This is a genomic window from Clostridium sp. AM27-28 (genome assembly GCF_003480955.1).
GTDB classification, from domain to species: domain Bacteria; phylum Bacillota; class Clostridia; order Lachnospirales; family Lachnospiraceae; genus Otoolea; species Otoolea fessa.
In genome coordinates this window covers 475,244-495,385 of record NZ_QUJT01000001.1, presented here as the reverse complement: position 1 = coordinate 495,385, position 20,142 = coordinate 475,244, and the positions used below count along the sequence as shown (strand labels likewise).

The following is a 20,142-nucleotide window of genomic DNA, read 5'->3' as shown; positions in this document are numbered from 1 at the left end:
CCGCCTTTCTGCCGGGTGTGGGAAGCTTCACCACACGCCGGAATGCTATTCCAAAATATAGTTTAGATTATACCATAACTGTCAATACTTGCGACAAGAAGATTCGATTTCTTTCAGTAAAAGGAGAGCCATTATGTTAAATCAAGTGATTTCGTTCCAGTCTGAAAATTCTCTGTCATCCGCATCCAGGATTCATCCACCTGTTACCAATAAATGCCGCCATTTTTCCACCGGTTCCTGCAAGTTTTCCCATATCTACGATGGAATACTCCCGCTTCTCGCATTATGTTCCATGCTCTTATTTCTGCTTTTCTGCCTGCCTCTTCTTACTTTTACCAGAAACCAGATTCAGCAGAAAGTCCTGGCGTACGCGATCGCCCCGCCGATCCTGCAGACTCATGTGATCGACAACTGGTGGGGTGTTCTCTATCCGCCGCCCGCCCTGTCCGGAGGTGTCATGCCGGAAGAAAACTCAAAAAATCAGAGCGCCGATTCCGTCTCTGACGCTCTGATTTTTGATAACGATATGAACTGGCTGTCGCAAAAGAAACATATCGTTTTTGATGTAAACAAGAAAGCTGCTGCTCTGATTTCCTCTAAAGCTGACCCGATGACTTGCTCCAATCACTCGGAACGTTCTGGAACAGCTTCAGCTTCCAAAATAACCACCGAACCGACAGAATCTTCTTCGAACTCAAAAATAGCAGCCACGCACGCCGTTTCCGCTGACAGCAGTCTGCCGGATAAAGCTCATGCTTCCTCCGACAATTCGATTACTCTTCGGGTAACGTGTCGTTTTTTATCTTTCCTTCCCGGAGGCTCGGAGTGATGAAATTCTCATAGGAATAGTTCCACAGCGTCTCCGAGCCCTTGGCGGTATTCTTATTTCTTCCAAGAATCTGGCTCAGGTGCACGCCGCGCGTCGCCCACGCCTTTCCCTTGGAAGCATCATTGAGCATCGTCGGCTGGATGTTGTCCATCGTATGTGCAAACCGTGCTTCCGGCGTCTCCCCGGCTTCAAATTCATCCCAGAGAGCGCGCAGTTTTTCGCCCTGATCCGGCGGCAGCATTCCGAAAATGCGCTCTGCACCCTTTAATTCTCTCTCCCGCTGGGTTTTCTTCGCCTCCTCGTCATAGGCATATGTGTCGCCGGCGTCGATCTCGACCAGATCGTGAATCAGAAGCATGGTAACCGTTTTCAGCACATCGATCGGCTCATTGGAATACTCCGCCAGAAGCACCGTCATGATCGCCATATGCCATGCGTGCTCCGCGTCATTTTCCTTCCGCTCGCCGTCTGTCAGATACGTCTGGCGACCGATAAATTTCTCCTTGTCTATCTCCCGGATAAATGCAAACTGCTGCTCCAGACGTTCTTTCTGTTTCTGATTTATATCCATTGTTTCCGCCTCCTTACAGCTTTTTCCCCGCCAGAACCTCTTTATAATCCTTATAATTCTCCTCCAAAAGCTTCGGCGTATCCAGACCATACGGGCACATCGACTTGCAGTGTCCGCAATGCAGGCAGTCCTCTATCTTCTTCATCTTCGCCTGTCCCTCCGGGGAGAGGTATCTCGCTGACGGAGAACGGCGCAGAAGCAGGGACATACGCGCACAGTTGTTGATCTCGATTCCTGCCGGACACGGCATACAGTAGCCGCAGCCCCGGCAGAATTCACCTGCCAGCTCTTTCTGGTCTTTTTCAATAACAGCTTTCAGCTCGTCCGTCAGTTCCGGTGGATTGCCGATGTAGCTTAAAAATTCGTCCAGCTCGCTTTCCTTCTGTACACCCCAGATCGGCAGTACATTCTCAAACTGTGCCATATAGGCATAGATCGCAGCCGAATTGGTCAGCAGACCGCCCGACAGACCCTTCATTGCGATAAATCCCATTTCGTGCTCCGCACAGGCCTTCGCCAACGCGATCTCCCGCTCGGTGGAAAGATAATTAAATGGGAACTGCAGGGTATCGTAAAGCCCCGACTCAATCGCCTCCTCCGCAATGCTCATGCGGTGGTTCGTGATGCCGATGAAACGGATTTTCCCCTGCTCTTTTGCCTCGAACATCGCCTCATAAAGACCGCTTCCGTCTCCCGGCTTCGGACAGACTGCCGGATTGTGAAACTGGTAAATGTCCACGTAGTCTGTTTTTAAATTATGTAAACTCGTCTCCAGATCCTTCCAGAAGCCTTCCGCCGTCGTTGCCGCTGTCTTGGTCGCAATATAGATATGCTCGCGCACGTCGCTCAGCGCATAGCCGATCTTCTCCTCACTGTCCGTATAAAAGCGCGCCGTATCAAAGAAACGGACACCCGCATCATACGCCTTGCGAAGCAGTACCTTCGCATCATCAAAAGAAATACGCTGGATTGGCAGCGCGCCAAATCCATTTTTATTGACGATAATATCCGTCTTTCCAAGGGTAACCGGCGTACCGGCTACCCTTTCTCTTGCGTCCAGCATCTCTTTCAGCGCCTCGTCGCTGTCATCGATCCAGACATCCTCCTCATCGGCGTTGAGACCGAGATATTTTGCCAGTGTCCGCTCATCATCCGACCGGTTCCAACGGGAAATATAGCGATCGATTTCCTCAAATGGAATCTGTCCGGACAGGTACAATTCTTTAAATGTCATACTTCCTTCCGCTCCTTTAAATTCTTAAGTACCGTGATTTCCTGGTTATCTATGTGCCCCCTGGCTACCGCCTTTGCCTCCGCCATATGGCGCAGACGCAGTGCCGCCAATATTTTTTCATGCTCTAACTGCAGAATCTGCCGTTTATCCTCGTCCTTGATGTATTCCAGACGGAACCGGTACATCTGCTCACGCAGGTTGTTCAAAATCTGCACCAGACGCTTGTTGCGGGTCGAATGGTAGATCACGTCATGATATGCCTCGTCCGTCTCCGCGATCTTCATCGCATCGCCCTGATCAATCGCCGCTTTAAATGCTTTCTGTGCTTCTTCCAATGCCTGCATATCTTCTTCCGTCATGCGCTGGCACGCCAGCTCAATCGCCAGTTCCTCCAGCGAACGGCGCACTTCCAGCACATCTTTCAGGCTTTTTTCCGAAATCCGCGCCACCTCCGCGCCGCGCCGCGGAATCATCAGAACGAGTCCTTCCAGCTCCAGCTTGCGGATCGCCTCACGGATCGGGGTGCGGCTGACGCCCAGCTTCTGTGCCAGCTGAATCTCCATCAGGCGCTCGCCCGGTGCCAGCTCTCCCTTTAAGATTGCCTGGCGGAGTGTGTTGAATACCACATCCCTGAGTGGGAGATATTCATTCATTTTAACCTCAAAATTGTTCCCCATCTGCATGCCCCTTCCTGTTGTAAAAACTAGTCAGGTATACCTGTTTCGCCAGATCCTGGCTGCTACCATAGCGGAGTTCCTCATACGCCGCCTGGGCCGCCGTCTGGTTCGTAAACAAGCCAAATACGGTTGGACCGCTTCCGCTCATCAGAGAGCCGTCCGCGCCCATCTCCATCATCTTATCTTTGAGTGTCTGAATCACCGGATTTTCCGGGATCGTCACCGTTTCCAGCACGTTTCCAAGCTGTGAAACGACGCCGGAGAGGTCTTTTTTCTCGATCGCCGCCCGCATCGCATCAATATCCGGATGCGCCTCTGCACCCAGAGACGGCAGGTTTAAGCTCTCGTACACATGCTTCGTTGAAACGCTGACCGCCGGTTTGGCAATCAGCACGCGGCACTGCGGCATCGGCGGAAGCGGTGTCAGGATCTCCCCGATTCCCTCCGAAAGAGCCGTTCCCCGCATGATACAGTACGGCACATCCGCCCCCAGACGGACGCCGCGCTCCATCAGCTCCTGTTTCGAAAGCCCCAGTCCGAACATCTTGTTGACACCAAACAGGACTGCGGCCGCATCGCTGCTGCCGCCTGCCATCCCGGCTGCCACCGGGATAAATTTCTTCATCTTGATCTCCACACCGTCGCGGATTCCAAACTCATCCATCAGAAGTTTCGCCGCGCGGTAACCTAAGTTATTTTCATTGTCCGGCAGATAATAAAGGTTCGTTGAAAGACGGATTCCCTCTTCCTCCGTCCGGTTCAGTTCGATCGCGTCGTACACGCGCACCGTCTGCATGATCATCCGCACTTCGTGGTAGCCGTCTTCTCTCCGGCGGACTACATCCAGACCGAGATTGATCTTTCCATATGCTTTCAGCTCCAGATGCCTGATCATCGGTCATTCCTCCCATCGTTCCCTTAGTGTAATCACACTAGATTGTATTTTTTCATTATTTTGTATACAAGCTATTATATCCTTTTTGCATACAAAATACAATAGAATCCTTGCAGGATGAAGGTACCTGAACGAATTCCATTTTTTCCGCCAATATCCGTGAAGCCGTGTTGGAACGCTTCGTGCAAATCCGGATCTTATCCAGCTCCAGCGTTTCAAACCCATATTTCACAATCGCCCGGCAGGCTTCCAGCGCATATCCCTGACGGCGGAACGGTTCATAAATATGATATCCCAGCTCTCCGTCCGTCAGCCCCGCCTTTCCAACCAGCACACCGTCCGCGCGGCGTTCCAGCGCCCACAAACCGCACTCGGCAAAGCGGTACTGGTGTTTCCGGTATTCCTCGCGCTTGTTCCAATCAGAAAAAGTTCCGTCGGCATCCTCAGCGGATGCCGGTTCCAACGGATCGTCCTGGGAAAATTCACGGATGATGAGGCGGTCAGTTTCAGCAATGAGCCACGGGAGAGCCAGGTGGCGGCGGACGACGCGTTCCAGGAATGTTTCATCGGCGTCTTCAGGGTCTGTAATAAGGTAAAGGCAAGATGAATAGTCGGCCGGCTGTTTTTCCTCGTTTTCCCTCCATAAGCCAACAATAGCTCTCCCGGCTGCTTTCGCAGCCTGAAGAGCTTCGTTTTCATCGGAGAGAATCACCGGGTATGTCTGTCCCGCAATGGTTACTTCTCGTTCGATTGTCATAGATTATCTTTCTTTTCCTTTTTCCGGCTCCGGGTACTCCTCGCCGAAGGTGTCAACGGTCATCTTTTTGATCTTCTGCTCTTTCAGCGGACGATCGCCCCAGTCGGTGCGGACGCCGGCAATCTTGTCCACGATATCCAGACCTTCAACTATCTTCCCGAAGGATGCATACTGACCATCCAGATGCGGGGAAGTCTCATGCATGATGAAGAACTGGGAACCTGCGGAGTTCGGGTCCATCGCACGCGCCATAGAGAGAACGCCCTTGGTGTGCTTGAAATTGTTCGTAAAACCATTCTGGCTGAACTCACCCTTGATGGTATACCCTGGACCGCCCATACCATTTCCATTCGGGCATCCGCCCTGAATCATAAAGCCCTTGATGACACGGTGGAAGATCAGACCATCATAAAAGCCCTTCTTGATCAGGCTGATAAAGTTGTTGACTGTGTTCGGCGCAATCTCTGGGTAGAGCTCTGCCTTCATGATATCACCATTTTCCATCTCAATGGTAACAACTGGATTTTTCATGTATGTTTCCTCCTGAATTTTAAAAAATACCTCATTAAGTGGTCACATTATACCATAAGAACGTTCGAAAATCGACTGTTTTTCGTTCCATATTTGTCCATTTTCTTTACATTTCGTAAGTTTCTCCTCACAATTCGTTCACATTTATGGCTTAAGATGTATAGCACAATGTCGAAATGGACATTCTATGCGAAAAGATGAATGTTGCGCTCAGGAATCATCATCTGTCCTGCATCATACATCTGTGAGCAAACTAAGTCAAAAGAAAGGTTGGTAATGTACTATGAAAAAAACATATTTTGCTATCCTGGGCGCGGCTGCGATCCTCTCGCTCGCAACCGCCTGCTCTTCCAAAAACGTGAATGAACCGACTGCTAATGAATCGTCCCAGTCCGCCTCCTCCGAGTCCAGCTCGAATGGCATGGACGAAAGCAGCCCGATGGATGATTTAAAAGAAGACGCCAAAGACGCCGTTCTTCCATCCGAAGGAACTGCCGATGCAAAACAGTCCACATTGACTGGTACGATCAGCGACATCAAAGACTTTATGTTTACGATCACCGCCGACGGAACCGATTATGAATTCAGCTTCGAGCAGGATCAGAAACCGGACGGGCTTTCTGATGTAAAAGATGGGGATAAAGTTACCGTAACGTATACGGGAACCGTCAGTGAAGTGGATGCATTCAGCGGAACCGTTTTATCAGTTAAAAAAGCGGAATAAGGATTGTTGACACACTTTATACCCGTATTTTTTATGGCAGTCTTGACAGACGAAGCACGCAAAATATCTGCGCTTCCTGCCCAGGCTGCCATTTTCGATCCTCTGAACATAAAACATACTTACCAGGATCATGGAATCCATGTTCCGCGTTCATATTTCGTTCACACTTCATTAAAAAACCTTTTACACAATTAACATGGTTTCTTCACGATTTTTCCCTATACTATAACCATAGCAACAAGCAATGCTTACAAATTTTTTTCATAATACCGAGCTGAGTTTATATCAGCTCTCCTCCCTTTTTCAATACCAAAAGACCTCTCACTGCTGGAGAGGTCTTTTGTTGTATCTGAATTCCTCGATTCTCTCACTGTTCCGGTCTTCGTACCTTCCTGCCAAGCACCACCAGCGCTGCAAGGTTTGGCACCGCCATCAGCCCATTGAAAATATCAGATACCGCCCAGACGGCTTCCATCCGGCTGACGCAGCCGAGAAAGACCGAAACAAGATAACCCCCGTGATACAAAATACATATTTTATCGGCGCGCTTCTGTGGGACATCCCGCATCAGCCATCCAAGGGCCTGATCGCCGATGTAAAACCAGGCAAGGATCGTGGCAAAGGCAAACAGCACCATGCACGCCGCCGTCACTATGCCGCCTGCATTCCCAAAACGGGCTGCCAGAGCCGCCGCCACCGCGCCGCTGCCGCCCAGGGAATCGATCTTTTCGGTCAGATTGTGCGGAAATACACAGAGCAGTAAAAAAGCGGTCAGGCTGCACCCTATGATCGTATCGAAAAACACCTCGAAAATCGCCCACATCCCCTGTTTCTGCGCTTCCTGCCTCTGTCTTAGCCGCTCCTTTCCCTCACTCATCCCATGCAGCACCGCCAGACTCCCCAGACCCGCCTCATTGGAAAACACACCGCGGGATACCCCGCTTCGGATCGCCGCTGCAATTCCGTACCCGGTCATCCCGCCCGAAATTCCTGAAAAATTCAAAATACTGCTTCCATCCGTCTGTCCTGCATTATCTGCCAGTCCAAATGCCCCGCCCATAATTTTTCCCAATACTCCCGGTATCTGATCATAAAAGCTGAACACGGCGATTCCACCTGCCAGCAGATACAGCCCCGCCGATACCGGCACCAGCACCGAAGCCGTCCATCCGATGCGTTTTGCCCCGCCAAAGAGCACCACGGCGGTCAAAACTGCCAGTAGGATACCGGTTCCAAGCGGCGGCAGGGACGCTGCATAGCGCAGACTATCCGCCAGAGCTCCCGCCTGTACCATACATCCCATTCCAAGCGACGCCAGCACGCAAAACAGGGCATAGCATTTTCCAGCGAAACAGCTTCCAACCCCATTTTCCAGATAGACATAAGGTCCGCCCCCATACAAAATTCCCAGATAAACCTCCGTATATGCCAGCGCCATCCCCAGAAATGCCGCCGCCCACATCCAGAACACAGCACCCGGACCACCCATCGCCAACGCGGCTGCCACACCCGTGATATTTCCCGTTCCGACCGTCGCCGCCAGCGCGGTGCAGGTCGTCAAAAGCTGTCCTTTCCCGCCGCTCCCAACCGTCTCTCCCCACCAGACTCTGATATGACGGATCGGAAATCCCCGCAGACGCACCATGCAGAGGACTCCAACCGCCAGAAACAGTCCCAGAAGCCACGGTCCCCACACCATTTTCTGTACGATTCTGAGCGCTTCCATCCGAGCACCTTTCTATATCTATTTTCACTCTATCAAACCAATCTTATGATTTACTATGATATTTTATTCTCCAAGCCGTGATATTGCCTTCCGAGAACTCTCTTTCCATCCACGTTTTCTTACACTTTCTGTAAACATCCGCAAACCCCATGACAAACCAGACCGGCAGTGCTACAATAAGCATATCGGACAGGCGGACAAATTTCCAAATCTCTGTCCTTCTGGAAAGGATGAAAACAATATGCCAGGTTTTACCACGCACTATATATTCGGCATGAAAGCATACAACGATATGCCGTTCACACCCTTAAAACACACGATCGCCAAATACCGCTGGCTCTACCAGCTCGGTCTGCAGGGACCGGATATGTTTTTCTATAATATCCCGATCCTGCGCCACCGCGATTACCGCAACGTCGGTTCCTATATGCACGAACACAAGGTAAACGCCTTTTTTGAGTGCTGTCTGCGCCGTATTGGAACCATCCGCTCGCGCCAGCAGCAGGAGGAAGCCATCTCCTATCTGGCCGGATTTATAAACCATTACATTGCCGATTCGATCTGTCATCCTTACGTGTACGGGCGCATCGGCTATCCAGTGGATGCCCCGACCTCCATGCATCACGGGATGCACGCACATCTGGAAAATGAGCTCGACGCGATCCTGCTCTGGAAATATAAAAAAAAGAAGCCGTCCGAATTTAACCAGACCGCCACGATCTGTCTAAATGGACAGGAAATCCAGTTTATTTCCCATTTCCTGGCTTCCTGCATCAACGAAACCTATTATCCGATCACCTACCGCAACAACTTCCAGGTTACTCCGGCGATGGTGCACCGCTCCATCTGGGCGCTGCGCTTCGGCTGCCGGACACTCTCGGACAAGAACGGCAAGAAAAAATTCGGCATTGCACAGGTCGAATCCATCTTCGTCAACCACCCAGTTGCTTCCGCGAAAATGGTAACGGACTCCGTAACCGACTACCGGAGCAGCTGTAACCTAAACCACGAAGCATGGGGCAACCCGTGGGATCCGACCCGCGTCTCAACCGCCTCGTTTGTTGATCTCTTCCATGAAACATTGGACAAATGCAGCCGTGTCTATGCGCTTTTAAACAGCGCCGTCACAGACAACATGCCGTTAGATAAACAGGATTTATCGCCGCTTCTGGCTGAACTGGGGAATGAGTCTTATCACAGCGGACTACCTGTTGAGTGAAAACACGTACTTCGGTTCCTGGTAAATAAAAGCTGTCATATGAAGAACACTCATCTGTTTCTCATATGACAGCTTTTTTGATCACTTTTCTCTTAATTATACACAGAAAATATCCCGTGTCTGTGCAGACAACCTCTTATTCTGCGTTCTCTGTCTCTTCCTCCGCCTCAGTCGTATCGTACTCGCCTGCTGCTTCTTTCTCTTTCACCTTGGAAATCAGCTCTTTGGTATCCGGAAGTTTGAAATCTGCGCCAGCCTCATAGGAACCACTGATAAACCATGCGTCCTCGTTATCCTGGTCGCTCTCCGGAACGATGCTGTAGGACAGTGCATACTGTTTCCACAGTCCGCCGTAGGAATCTTCACCGGACATCTCAATCGAGAAGTCCTGGGTGTGGACAATGTCGTTGAATCCCTTGATTAAATCTTCCGCATAGGTTCCTATCTGATCATCCGGCAGATCATCTGCCACTACCCAGATCAGCATGATCTGTTTCTTGTTCGGCTCCATATAGAAATGGAAATCGCGGCCGTACTCGTAGGTACTTGTATCCTTGAACATGTCTTCCGCGTCCGTGCTGACCTGTGTCCAGTCGATCTCAACATTTTCCTGGGTCTCAAAATTCGGATCTCCGACTACCGTCTCAGAAGTCGGTTTTACAATCGTACTCTCCGTGCATCCGCTGAGCAGCGCCATACACGCAACCATCATTATCAGAAGTTTTTTCATCGTGTTCTTCTATCCCTTCATTCACTCATTCACAGCCGGAACCAGCCCGAACCGCATGGCTATTATATAATATCGCCTTTTGTTTTTGTAGTCATTTTAGAAAAATTCAAAAAATCTTCATACTTTCCAAAATTTCCCGTAAACAATCCATCTGGACCATTTTACCGCCATTTAGCGCATCCAGGTTGTCAATCCAAATCCTCAACCGTAAGCTCTGTGTCATCCTCCTGCACACCCTGCTGTGTTTTGGCATCCTCTGCCTCTTTCTGTGCAGGTTTTTCTTTCAGCGGCTTCTTTTCCGTGGAACCAGTTCTTACTTTTCCACTCTCTGCCAGCCGGGACGCGGCTGCATCTGCCGCCGGAACCTGTCCTGAACCAGATCGCACATCCATGTCAGACTCCGCCTGCTCTGTGCTCTCATCTGCCTCCGCTGTGCCAGGCGCCCTGTAGGACGCGCCCATCCGCTTTTCAAGCAGTTTTTCAAACTCTTCCCGCGAACAGCCGATCTCCTGCAGACGCTGTCTTCTCCGTTTTCTCCGCTCCTCCTGGCGTCTCTTTTCTTCCTGATGACGCTGGTAGAACAACCATACAAGCGCCGCACACGCCGCTGCCAGAAGCACACTGACGACCACAATCAGCACCGTTCTCACCGATACTTTCGGAAGTTTCGGCAGGGTCAGGTGGAACGAAGATTTCGCCTGCTTTGGTTTTCCGGACGCGCCTGTATTGGATGCTGCCGGATCCGATGCCGTATTTCCGTCATCCGGAGCCGTCTCCCCGTTTGCTGCCGCTTCTGCCGCCGATGCGCTGATCAGATACACCTGTCCGATCTTGCGGTCGTTGTATTTGTAAGAAAGCAGTGCCACCGCGCCCAGCGGTGCATCCTCCGGCAGATCCGTTACCACCGTCTTCTCCGCATCCGCAAACGAAGCATCCTTCGGGATCGTGATGACTGCCGACGTATCCATCGATAAATCGGACGGCTGATAGCTATTGTCTCCGATCTGCACCGGCTGATCGCCGCTTGTGTATGCCGTCTCATTTTCCGAAATATTTACATTTTCAAACCGTAGAAAGCCGAAATCCAGCAATGCAATCGTATCCTGATAATGGGTCGCCTGCGTACTCTTCATCGTGACCGCGATCTGGCGTCTGTCATCCTTGATCGCATAGGTAACAAGCGTCTGCCCCGCAACGGATGTGTAACCGGTCTTTCCGGCCACCGCATATGGATAATAGTTCGGACTCTCTGTGTCAGTCGTGATAAGAAGCTTGTGCTCCGGCTGGATGGTCACACCGTCCGGATTGTTCTTCGTCGCCGGTAATCGGTAGCTCTTATCCTTACTGATCGTTAAAAGCGTGTCATTTTTATACGCCGCCGATGCGATCAGCGCCATATCATACACCGAAGTGAGCTGTGTGTCGTCATTCAGACCGGACGGATTCGCAAAATGGCTGTTCTCACAGCCAAGCTCCGCCGTCTTCTCGTTCATCATCTTCACAAAACCGTCGCGGCTTCCGCCCACATGCTCCGCCAACGCATTCGCCGCCTGGTTGGAAGAACGCATCAGCAGCAGGTAGAGACAATCGCGCACCGAAAGCGTGTCGCCCTCCTCGATGGCGTTCTTGTTTCCGCTGCCATCTTCCACGTTGTAAACGGCATCGTGGGAAAATGTGACCGTATCATCCAGACTGCTGTTCTCAATGACTACGAGCGCCGTCAATATTTTCGTGATACTTGCCGGCGCCTTCTGCACATGGATGTTCTGCCCAAATAAAACCGCCCCGGAGTCCGCATCCATGACAATGCCTGCCTCCGACTCGATCCCCGTATCCGAGGGCCAGTCCGGCTTTGCGAATGCCGTCATCGGCATTCCGGCAGCCATCAGTGCCGTGATCATCAAACTTATCAGTAAACGTCTTAATCTCTTCATACGATTCCTTCCTGTCAGCTTTCCTTTTCCGGAAATCCTTTTGTATCATGAACGATATAAATTGGACGATCCTTCAATTCTGTAAACAGGATCGCGATATACTCCCCGATAATTCCCACAATCACGAACAGCATCGCGAACATAAAGCATAAAAGCACTACGATCGTCGCGTAACCATTGGGCGTTCCTTTGACCGCCCACTCATAAATCGTTTCCAGCATCACGAGCAGCCCCAGAAAGCCCACGATAATTCCCGAGTAAATGCCGAGCTTTAGCGGCAGATCCGAAAAGCAGAGAATCGTATTGATCGAAAATTTAAATAATTTCCGAATACTGTACTTGCTCTCGCCCGCCACCCTGGCTCTCGCCTCATACTCGATGGTCGTCCGGTTAAATCCGATATTCTGCACATAGCCGCGCAGGAAACGCACTTTTTCCCGGTAATTGGTCTTTAACACCTGCGCCGCATTGGCAGTCAGCGCAAAGAAATCGGATGCGTTATTTTCCAGCTTCACATCTGAAATCTTGTTCAAAAATTTATAAAAAGCAGAAGACGTCAGGTTTTTGATGAATCCAGCCGATTTATTTTTCGTCCGGACCATGTTGATAACCTCATAGCCCTCTTCGAATTTTTCGATTATCTGCGCCACACATTCCGGCGGATGCTGCAGATCGGCATCCATACACACGATGCCCTCCCCGATGCTGTGATCCAGCCCCGCAAGCATCGCCGCCTCATGGCCAAAGTTGCGGGAAAAGTTGATCACACGTACCCGCGGATCCGCTGCCGCCAGTTCTGCCAGAATCTGCCCCGAGGCGTCCGCACTTCCGTCGTTGACAAAAATCAGTTCGTAATTCCACGGCAGCGCCTCAAAAACCGGAGTTGCCTCCCGATAGAACTCATGCAGCGCCTTTTCCTCGTTGTAAACAGAAATCACGATCGAGATCGTCTTTGGTTTCTGTCCGTTCATATTTTCCATCCTGTTCTGCATGGTCGACTGTCTGGTTTCATTTTTCTTCTTATCTTCCATGCTGTCTGTCCGTTTTTTCTTATCTTTCTTACTCATATTTCATCTTTCAATTAAGCATCCGGGTCATCCAAAATTTCGATCGCTATCGAAGAATGTGCCGGAACCCGTTTTTCCACCGGCGGCAGCGTCATATAGTCGCCGTAAATCCACTCCAGCACATGCTCATAGCCCACCGGCACCATCAGCTTTGTGTCCTCAAACGGCAGATCCACCGCGTGCTCGCACCATGCGCCCTCCAGCGTTACATAGAGATAATCCGGCTGGTAATTGCTGTAATACCAGTGTTTCGTTTTCTTTTTGCGATCCTTCGCCGCTGCAAGTCTCTGCAGCTTAAATAAAACCGGCATCGGGACAAGGTGTCCCACACCTGCCAGCACACCAACCCGCAGCTTATCCATCAGGCTGTATTTGCTGAAATCAATCTGATCACGGTGTGCGATCGCCATTCCATAAATAACCTTCTGAAGAAATTTTGCGCTCCACGCGCCCACCTTACTATCCGGCAGGCGGTCAAGGACGAACAGATCCACCCAGAGATGGTTTAATTTTCCCTCATAAAACTGCATCTGCTCATTGTCCTCATGGACGCGGCTGTTGTCATAGATGACGCGCGTTGTAAAATCATAAAACACCTTGCCACCCCGGATCTCCTCCGGGCGCAGCAGGGACATTCCCTCCGGCAGCTCCCGCGGCGCTACCTTCAAAAACATCTCATAATTGGCACGTGTAAATGCCAGATCGACATCATCATCCCACGGGATAAATCCCTCATGACGCACCGCGCCCAAAAGTGTCCCGGAATCCAGCATATAGGAAATCTTGTACTTCCGGCAGATCCGGTCTATCTCCTTCAAAAGGCGCAGATTCGCCCGGTGAACCTTCTCAAGCCCCGGATACGGCGGCAGTTTGACCGCCCTGCGGCTCTCTGATTTTTCCTCATTCATGATGGTTGTCCCCTCATTTTCTCCTGCAACTGCTCATTCTCTGTCACAGCTGCTCATTTTCACAGGCATTTTCTTACAGGCAGAGTATCTCCCCGCCTGTGAATTGCCGCGGTCCCCGTCCCTACTGACGGCATGCCTCACGAAGTGTCTTTGCCATATAATCAATCATTTCATCTGTCATGCCCGGATAAACGCCGACCCAGAAGGTATCGCGCATGATACGGTCGGTATTTTCCAGAGTTCCGGCTACGCGGTAGCCGCAGTTTTCTTTCCGCATCTCATCAAAGCACGGATGCTTGATCAGGTTTCCGGCAAAGAGCATACGCGTCTGCACGCCCTTTTCCTCGACATATTTGACTACCTTGTTCCGATCCACGCCCTCTTGGCAGGTCAGAAGGAAACCAAACCAGCTCGGATCGGAATGCTCACAGGCAACCGGCAGGATATATGCGTCCTCGGTTCCGGCAAGTCCCGCTTTCAGACGGGCGAAATTGTGTTTTCTGCGCTCCACGAAGGATGGAAACTTTTCAAGCTGCGCGCAGCCGATCGACGCCTGCAGGTCGGTCGCCTTTAAATTATATCCAAAATGGGAGTATACATATTTATGGTCGTAGCCAAGCGGCAGCTCACCATACTGGCGGTCAAATCGGTGACCGCAGAGGTTATCGCAGCCGGACGGGCAGACACAGTCGCGTCCCCAGTCGCGGAAGGAACGGATAATCTTGTTTAAAAGCGGATTGTCCGTGTACACGGCGCCGCCCTCGCCCATCGTCATGTGGTGCGGCGGATAAAAGCTGGACGTTCCGATATCTCCGATCGTACCGGTAAAATGCCACTCGCCGTTCAGCTCATAGCGGCTTCCGAGGGCATCACAGTTATCCTCCACCAGCCACAAGTTATGACGGTCACAGAATTCTTTTACCTTCTGTAAATCAAACGGATTTCCCAGTGTATGGGCGATCATAACCGCTTTCGTCTTCTCTGAAAGCGCCGCCTCCAGCTTATCGGCGTCGATGTTGTATTGTGGAATCGTCACATCCACAAACACTGGAACTGCGCCATACTGGATCGCCGGGGTTACCGTCGTCGGGAAACCTGCCGCAACCGTGATAATCTCATCGCCGCGGCACACCCGGCGCTCTCCCAGCAATGGGGAAGTCAGCGCCATAAATGCGATCAGGTTCGCGGAGGAACCGGAGTTTACAAGGGAACAGTATTTGACGCCCAGGTAGTTCGCAAGCCCCGCCTCAAACTGATCGGTGTAACGTCCGGAGGTCAGCCAGAACTCCAGCGCACTGTCTACCAGATTGACCATCTCATGGTTATCGTAAACGCGGGACGCATACGGAATCCGCTGTCCCTCGGTAAATTCTTTTTTCTGATTATGATATTTATCACAATACTCTGCCACCAGATCGAGAATCTGCTGACGCGCAGCCTCTTTTCCGTCCGACAAGGTTACTTTTTCTTCTGACATGTTTCTCCTCCTGCTTTTGCTACCGTTCTCTGCCGCACCCGTTCTGCCTGCTGCCAGACACACCTTTCGTGCAGCCGCCTGCATCTATCTATTTTTCTTCAAACCGAGCCGCATACGCCCGGATCTGCTCATCCGTCACCTCGCGCATATCCGCTCCGGCAAGCCACTTCTTCGACCATTCCACCGTCGCAGCCATCGCTTCTTCTACATGGAAGTGCGGCTTCCAGCCAAATACCTTTTTCACTTTGGAACAATCCAGTTTCAGAAAATTCGCCTCATGCGGACCTCCGTCATAGCGGTTGATCCAATGCATCCCGCCGCCCCATGTTTCACAGAACAGATCCGCCAGACGTCCTGTATTGACGCAGTCACAGTCATCCGGTCCGACGTTGTAGCAGCCCGCCAGCTCCGCATTTTCCCACTGCGCCTTTGCCACCGTCAGATACAAAAACAGCGGCTCTAACACATGCTGGAACGGGCGCGTCGAATGCGGATTCCGCACGATGATCGGCTCTTTCTTTTCCGCTGCGCGCACGCAATCCGGCACGATCCGGTCCGCCGCAAAATCACCGCCGCCGATCACATTGCCAGCACGACAGGTTGAGACGGCGCAGCGGCCGTCCGTGAAGAACGACTGCTTATAGCTGTGTGTCACCAGCTCCGAACAGGATTTGCTATTGGAATAGGGATCATAGCCGTCCAGCGGGTCATTTTCGCGGTAACCGTACTCCCATTCCTTATTTTCATAAACCTTGTCCGTCGTCACATTGACGAGAGAGCGGACGGATTCACACTGTCTGGCGCATTCCAGCACATGAACCGTACCCATGACATTCGCCGCATACGTGCCGACCGGATCCCGGTACGACTCGCGCACGATCGGCTGCGCTGCCAGATGGAGTACAATCTCTGGCTTCGTCTCATCAAACACCTGTTTTAGATGGGCAAAATCGCGCACATCCCCATCCACATGGTGAATCGTCTCCCCCAGATGCAGGATTTCAAACATCGACGGCTCGGTCGGCGCTTTCAGCGCATAGCCGGTCACCTCCGCCCCCGCCAGATGGAGGATGCGGACCAGCCAGCTTCCCTTAAAGCCTGTGTCACCGGTCACAAGGACCCGTTTTCCTTTATAAAAATCAAGAAGTTCCATGGTTTTCCTCTTTTTAATTAATTTTGTGATTTCATCACTCCATTATCTTTGCTGAGTGCTCTTATTATATTTCTCACCCGTCCACTCACGAACCCGCGCTATCGCGCTCTACCGCCCTGCTTCGCATGGCTGTTCGTTCGTTAATGGCGCAAGAAAAGAATATGTCTGCTTCGCAGCCGCATTCTTTCCTTCCGCGCTCATTATATCACGATTCGCATCTTCGATGCTTACCGCTGCTGACGCAGCTATCGTGATCGCCATTCGCCGTTCGCCATAAACCTGCAAGCAGCTTTCTGGCTCACTTGCGCTCATTATATCATACTTTCTTACAGGATTTGTGTATATTCCTTGAATTTTCCCTTACAGTATATTATTGTTACTGTTCACGGGTAGGCACTTTTGGAACCGAAAGTGCCGTAAGAAAACGTGGTGGCAGCAGGAATTTGCCGTATTTAAATGCGAAGCCACGGCAAATTCCGTTACTGGGCACGTATGCGTGTACAGTAACATATTATTTCCACAGCTTCCAGGGCGCATTGCCTTCCTGCCACATCTGTTCCAGCTGCATCTTGTCACGCTGGGTATCCATACATTTCCAGAAACCGTCGTGGCGGTATACCATCAGCTGTCCGTCCTTGGCAAGCTGCTCCAACGGCGCTTTCTCAAAGACGGTATCATCGCCCTCGATATAGTCAAAGACGCCCGGTTCGAGTACCATGAAGCCGCCGTTGACGATCTTGCCGTCATCATCGTTCTTCTCACGGAACTCGCGGATATGTCCGTCGCTGTCCACATCCATGACACCGAAACGCTGTCCGATGTTGACGCCGGTCAGGGTCGCGATCTTGCCGTGCTGCTTGTGGAATGCCACCAGCGCGTCCAGATCTACGTTGGAAACGCCGTCGCCGTAGGTCAGCATGAACGTCTCATCCCCAATGTAATCGCGGATACGTTTGATACGACCGCCCGTCATCGTGTGCAGTCCGGTATCGACCAGCGTCACGCGCCACGGCTCGGAATAGTTGTTATGCACCTGCATCTCGTTCTTCGCCAGATCGAAGGTCACATCCGACGTATGCAGGAAATAATCGGCAAAATACTCTTTTACTACATACTGTTTGTAGCCCAGGCAGATCACAAAATCATTGAATCCATACTGGGAATAGTGCTTCATGATATGCCAGAGAATCGGCTGTTCTCCGATCTCGATCATTGGCTTTGGTTTTAAATGGCTTTCCTCGCTGATTCGTGTGCCGAATCCACCCGCTAATATTACAACTTTCATTGCACTTCTCCTTTTGTCCATCGTTTTTATCGAAATATATTCAAATGGTTTTCTTCCAAAATTCTCATCGCATCCCGCACTGCATCCGGGTCGTTATGCAGGTAGGTCTCCAGATCCTCATCGCTCGCCGTCCGGTAATTCAGTCCCAGCTCCCTTGATACCTGTAAATATGCTTTCCGGTACGGCGCTGTCCGGATTTCTGCCCGGGTTGTCCATGCATTTCCAAAGACCGTCAGCACGGTAAATGCCAGCATACAGACCTTTAAAAGTGTGCGGGCTGCCCGTTTCTCCGGCACGCGTGTTTTTGCCTTATCTGCCTCTGTTTCCTGCGCCTTTTCCCGGCACATACTCCAGACGAGTGCAAACGTAAGCAGAATTCCTACAATTCCCATCTGATACTGTATCTCGTACCGCGAGGACATCCCGTACTCGTCCTTCAGGAAAATCCACCGCGCCGCCAGCACCAGCAGATGGTTACAGCCGCCGCTGAGAACCAGCAGAAGCGGAAAAATAGTCTTTTTATAAAGCTGAAACCGCACATTCAGATACAGTGCCAGCAGATACGAAACAAACACTGCCAGCCCCAGCAGATACACCAGATGCAGCCGGACAAACCAGGGGCTTCCTGCCTCCAGCTCCTGAATCTGCGCCACGCCGATCACCGACGATGCCACCGCTTTCAGCAGAAACCGCAGGAAAAAGAGCGGCTGGGCGGCAAATTCCTGAGCGATTGAAACATCCGTCACTGCTCCACGGTGCACGTAAACTGCCTGTGAATTGCTCCAAAGATATAATACCATCGCAAGAACCGTTGTCAATGCCCCGATGCACCAGGTTCTCCGGCACTTTCGGCTCCAGGAGCGGCTGCTTGTTTCAGCACCCCCGCGCCGATCCGCCAGCCACAGTGCGCCGTATGCCAGCACCAGAATCACCACATAGCCGCCGCTGTACGGTCCTGCCACCAGCACGACCAGCAGGATCGGCAGAATTACCAGAAGCACCCGGTCAGACATATTCCGGCACCGGGTCGCCGCTGCATGGTCGAGGACTGCAAAATGGAATAAAAATCCGGAGATCGACAGAGTGCAGACCCAGCCGGTCCCGTTCGTCATCATTTCCCATTTATTCAGACTGAAATATACAAACTGAATCAACAGGAAGGAAAGATAGCCGACCGAGCGGTTCCGCTCTGCGTAGAGCGCCAGCACCGCCGCGCCCGCCCCCAGGCTCAAAACACCCAGAATCATATCAAAATACGTATTATAGCCAAATAGTTTCACATTGATAATGCGCCCCAGATACGTGATCGGAACGCGCGTCAGGATATCCGGTACAAAGAATTTCGCCGGATTTGTCACATCCGGCAGATACGAATTGATCAGCCGGATATAATCCGAATACGCCACATTGTCCGAGGCATGAAATATATACCAGATATAAAACAAAATCCCCAAAATAACCGGAAGCCCTAAAAATACACGGCGTTTCATCCGTTTCTCCTCTTTAAAATGCTCAGCTGGTTCAAGTAAAGTTCAAATAACTGACGGTGTTTCTTCGTAATAACCTCCAGAATCACACCACTGATCCACAACAGGAACGAAATCACATAGAGCCCGGAACACGCGATCAGGGTCGGGAACTTCGGCACCATGCCGGTTGCCAGATAGCCGCTGAGCACTGGCGCGAAAAATGCCGTTGCAATCGCAAAACAAATGAGCCCCAGCCATCCAAAAAACGCAAACGGCTTGTAATCCCGGAAGAGTCTCGCGATCGTGCGTAGCACCTTAAATCCATCCGAAAATGTATTTAACTTTGACACACTTCCCTCCGGGCGGTCACGGTATCCAACCGGGATCTCCACCAGCTTAAAGTTCTTGTCCAGCGCATGAATGCTCATCTCCGTCTCAATCTCAAATCCGGTCGAAAGAATCGGGAAGCTCTTGACAAATTCATAGTTAAATGCGCGCGCGCCTGTCATGATATCCTTGATATTGCTCTTGAAAATCAGATTGATAAGCCCACGCACCAGACGATTTCCCGTATTGTGGAACGGACGCTTATTTTCGGTAAAATACGTCGAAGAAAGGCGGTCGCCGATGACCATATCCGCTTTTCCCTGTAAAATCTGGTCTGCCAGCTTTCTCGCGTCCTCCGCCGGGTAGGTGTCATCGCCGTCCGTCATGACATAGCACTCCGCGTGAATGTCGCGGAACATGCTGCGGATGACATTTCCCTTGCCCTGCTGGTATTCATAGCGCACAACCGCGCCTGCCTCCCTGGCAATCTCATCCGTGTGATCCGATGAATTATTGTCATATACGTAGATCGTTGCCTCCGGCAATGCCTCGCGGTAGTCCTTGACCACCTTGGCAATCGTCTGACCTTCATTATAACACGGAATTAATACCGCTATCTTGTCCATTTT

The 20,142-nt window shown here is 51.3% G+C and carries 20 protein-coding genes; 3 read left to right on the top strand and 17 right to left on the bottom strand.

Annotation, left to right across the window (positions count from 1 at the left end; all coding sequences use genetic code 11):
* The first annotated feature begins 133 nt into the window (after nt 1-133).
* Nucleotides 134-829 (top strand): hypothetical protein, encoded by a 696-nt coding sequence (locus tag DW720_RS02465; protein ID WP_118471400.1) that lies wholly within the window; start codon nt 134-136, stop codon nt 827-829.
* Here the strand turns inward: DW720_RS02465 and DW720_RS02460 are convergent.
* The 6 genes from DW720_RS02460 to DW720_RS02435 are packed head-to-tail and all read right to left on the bottom strand — an operon-like array spanning nt 774 to nt 5,494.
* A complete protein-coding gene (locus DW720_RS02460; protein ID WP_107000681.1) occupies nt 774-1,400 on the bottom strand; it encodes an HD domain-containing protein in 627 nt (208 codons plus the stop codon). The genes DW720_RS02465 and DW720_RS02460 overlap by 56 nt on opposite strands.
* Before the next feature lie 13 nt (nt 1,401-1,413).
* The gene (locus DW720_RS02455) at nt 1,414-2,634 is read right to left on the bottom strand and encodes an aldo/keto reductase (RefSeq protein WP_118742841.1); all 1,221 of its coding nucleotides are present in this window, start codon (nt 2,632-2,634) and stop codon (nt 1,414-1,416) included.
* Nucleotides 2,631-3,311: a GntR family transcriptional regulator gene (locus DW720_RS02450; RefSeq protein WP_107000683.1), complete on the bottom strand. Its 681-nt coding sequence runs from the start codon at nt 3,309-3,311 to the stop codon at nt 2,631-2,633. Before DW720_RS02450 ends, DW720_RS02455 begins: the two co-directional genes overlap by 4 nt.
* Nucleotides 3,295-4,206 carry a 4-(cytidine 5'-diphospho)-2-C-methyl-D-erythritol kinase gene (ispE, locus tag DW720_RS02445; protein WP_022360083.1) on the bottom strand — a complete coding sequence of 304 codons (912 nt, stop codon included), beginning with the start codon at nt 4,204-4,206 and terminating at the stop codon, nt 3,295-3,297. The genes DW720_RS02450 and ispE overlap by 17 nt, the downstream gene beginning before the upstream one ends.
* Nucleotides 4,207-4,261: 55 nt before the next feature.
* Entirely contained in the window at nt 4,262-4,963 is a 702-nt protein-coding gene (locus DW720_RS02440; protein ID WP_117796284.1) for a GNAT family N-acetyltransferase, read from the bottom strand.
* Nucleotides 4,964-4,966: 3 nt separating this feature from the next.
* The gene (locus tag DW720_RS02435) at nt 4,967-5,494 is read right to left on the bottom strand and encodes a peptidylprolyl isomerase (protein WP_022360081.1); all 528 of its coding nucleotides are present in this window, start codon (nt 5,492-5,494) and stop codon (nt 4,967-4,969) included.
* Nucleotides 5,495-5,777: 283 nt separating this feature from the next.
* On the opposite strand from DW720_RS02435, the gene DW720_RS02430 reads away from it, so the two are divergent.
* On the top strand, nt 5,778-6,218 hold the full coding sequence (locus DW720_RS02430) for a hypothetical protein (protein WP_118471406.1): 441 nt from the start codon (nt 5,778-5,780) through the stop codon (nt 6,216-6,218).
* Between the two features lie 367 nt (nt 6,219-6,585).
* Here DW720_RS02430 and DW720_RS02425 read toward each other — a convergent pair whose 3' ends face one another.
* Nucleotides 6,586-7,944, bottom strand: a complete 1,359-nt coding sequence (locus tag DW720_RS02425; protein ID WP_118742840.1) for an alanine:cation symporter family protein — start codon at nt 7,942-7,944, stop codon at nt 6,586-6,588.
* A 241-nt stretch (nt 7,945-8,185) separates the two neighbouring features.
* Between DW720_RS02425 and DW720_RS02420 the strand changes: the two genes are divergently transcribed.
* Nucleotides 8,186-9,163 carry a zinc dependent phospholipase C family protein gene (locus DW720_RS02420; RefSeq protein WP_117796288.1) on the top strand — a complete coding sequence of 326 codons (978 nt, stop codon included), beginning with the start codon at nt 8,186-8,188 and terminating at the stop codon, nt 9,161-9,163.
* 136 nt (nt 9,164-9,299) lie between these two features.
* Here DW720_RS02420 and DW720_RS02415 read toward each other — a convergent pair whose 3' ends face one another.
* The 10 genes from DW720_RS02415 to DW720_RS02370 form a co-directional block, all read right to left on the bottom strand.
* Entirely contained in the window at nt 9,300-9,893 is a 594-nt protein-coding gene (locus tag DW720_RS02415; RefSeq protein ID WP_181357194.1) for a hypothetical protein, read from the bottom strand.
* 188 nt (nt 9,894-10,081) lie between these two features.
* Nucleotides 10,082-11,827 (bottom strand): D-alanyl-D-alanine carboxypeptidase family protein, encoded by a 1,746-nt coding sequence (locus tag DW720_RS02410; RefSeq protein WP_117796289.1) that lies wholly within the window; start codon nt 11,825-11,827, stop codon nt 10,082-10,084.
* Between the two features lie 14 nt (nt 11,828-11,841).
* On the bottom strand, nt 11,842-12,798 hold the full coding sequence (locus DW720_RS02405; RefSeq protein WP_107001004.1) for a glycosyltransferase family 2 protein: 957 nt from the start codon (nt 12,796-12,798) through the stop codon (nt 11,842-11,844).
* 110 nt (nt 12,799-12,908) lie between these two features.
* Nucleotides 12,909-13,802, bottom strand: a complete 894-nt coding sequence (locus DW720_RS02400) for a LicD family protein (protein WP_118469173.1) — start codon at nt 13,800-13,802, stop codon at nt 12,909-12,911.
* A 121-nt stretch (nt 13,803-13,923) separates the two neighbouring features.
* Entirely contained in the window at nt 13,924-15,279 is a 1,356-nt protein-coding gene (rfbH, locus tag DW720_RS02395; RefSeq protein WP_022360072.1) for a lipopolysaccharide biosynthesis protein RfbH, read from the bottom strand.
* 88 nt (nt 15,280-15,367) lie between these two features.
* Nucleotides 15,368-16,432, bottom strand: coding sequence for a CDP-glucose 4,6-dehydratase (rfbG, locus tag DW720_RS02390; protein WP_118471414.1), 1,065 nt, complete (start codon nt 16,430-16,432; stop codon nt 15,368-15,370).
* Between the two features lie 108 nt (nt 16,433-16,540).
* Nucleotides 16,541-16,744: a hypothetical protein gene (locus DW720_RS02385; protein WP_118749230.1), complete on the bottom strand. Its 204-nt coding sequence runs from the start codon at nt 16,742-16,744 to the stop codon at nt 16,541-16,543.
* 199 nt (nt 16,745-16,943) lie between these two features.
* Nucleotides 16,944-17,717, bottom strand: a complete 774-nt coding sequence (gene rfbF / locus DW720_RS02380) for a glucose-1-phosphate cytidylyltransferase (protein ID WP_022360069.1) — start codon at nt 17,715-17,717, stop codon at nt 16,944-16,946.
* A 26-nt stretch (nt 17,718-17,743) separates the two neighbouring features.
* A complete protein-coding gene (locus tag DW720_RS02375; RefSeq protein ID WP_118749229.1) occupies nt 17,744-19,207 on the bottom strand; it encodes a hypothetical protein in 1,464 nt (487 codons plus the stop codon).
* The gene (locus DW720_RS02370; protein WP_118749228.1) at nt 19,204-20,139 is read right to left on the bottom strand and encodes a glycosyltransferase family 2 protein; all 936 of its coding nucleotides are present in this window, start codon (nt 20,137-20,139) and stop codon (nt 19,204-19,206) included. Before DW720_RS02370 ends, DW720_RS02375 begins: the two co-directional genes overlap by 4 nt.
* Between the last annotated feature and the right edge of the window lie 3 nt (nt 20,140-20,142).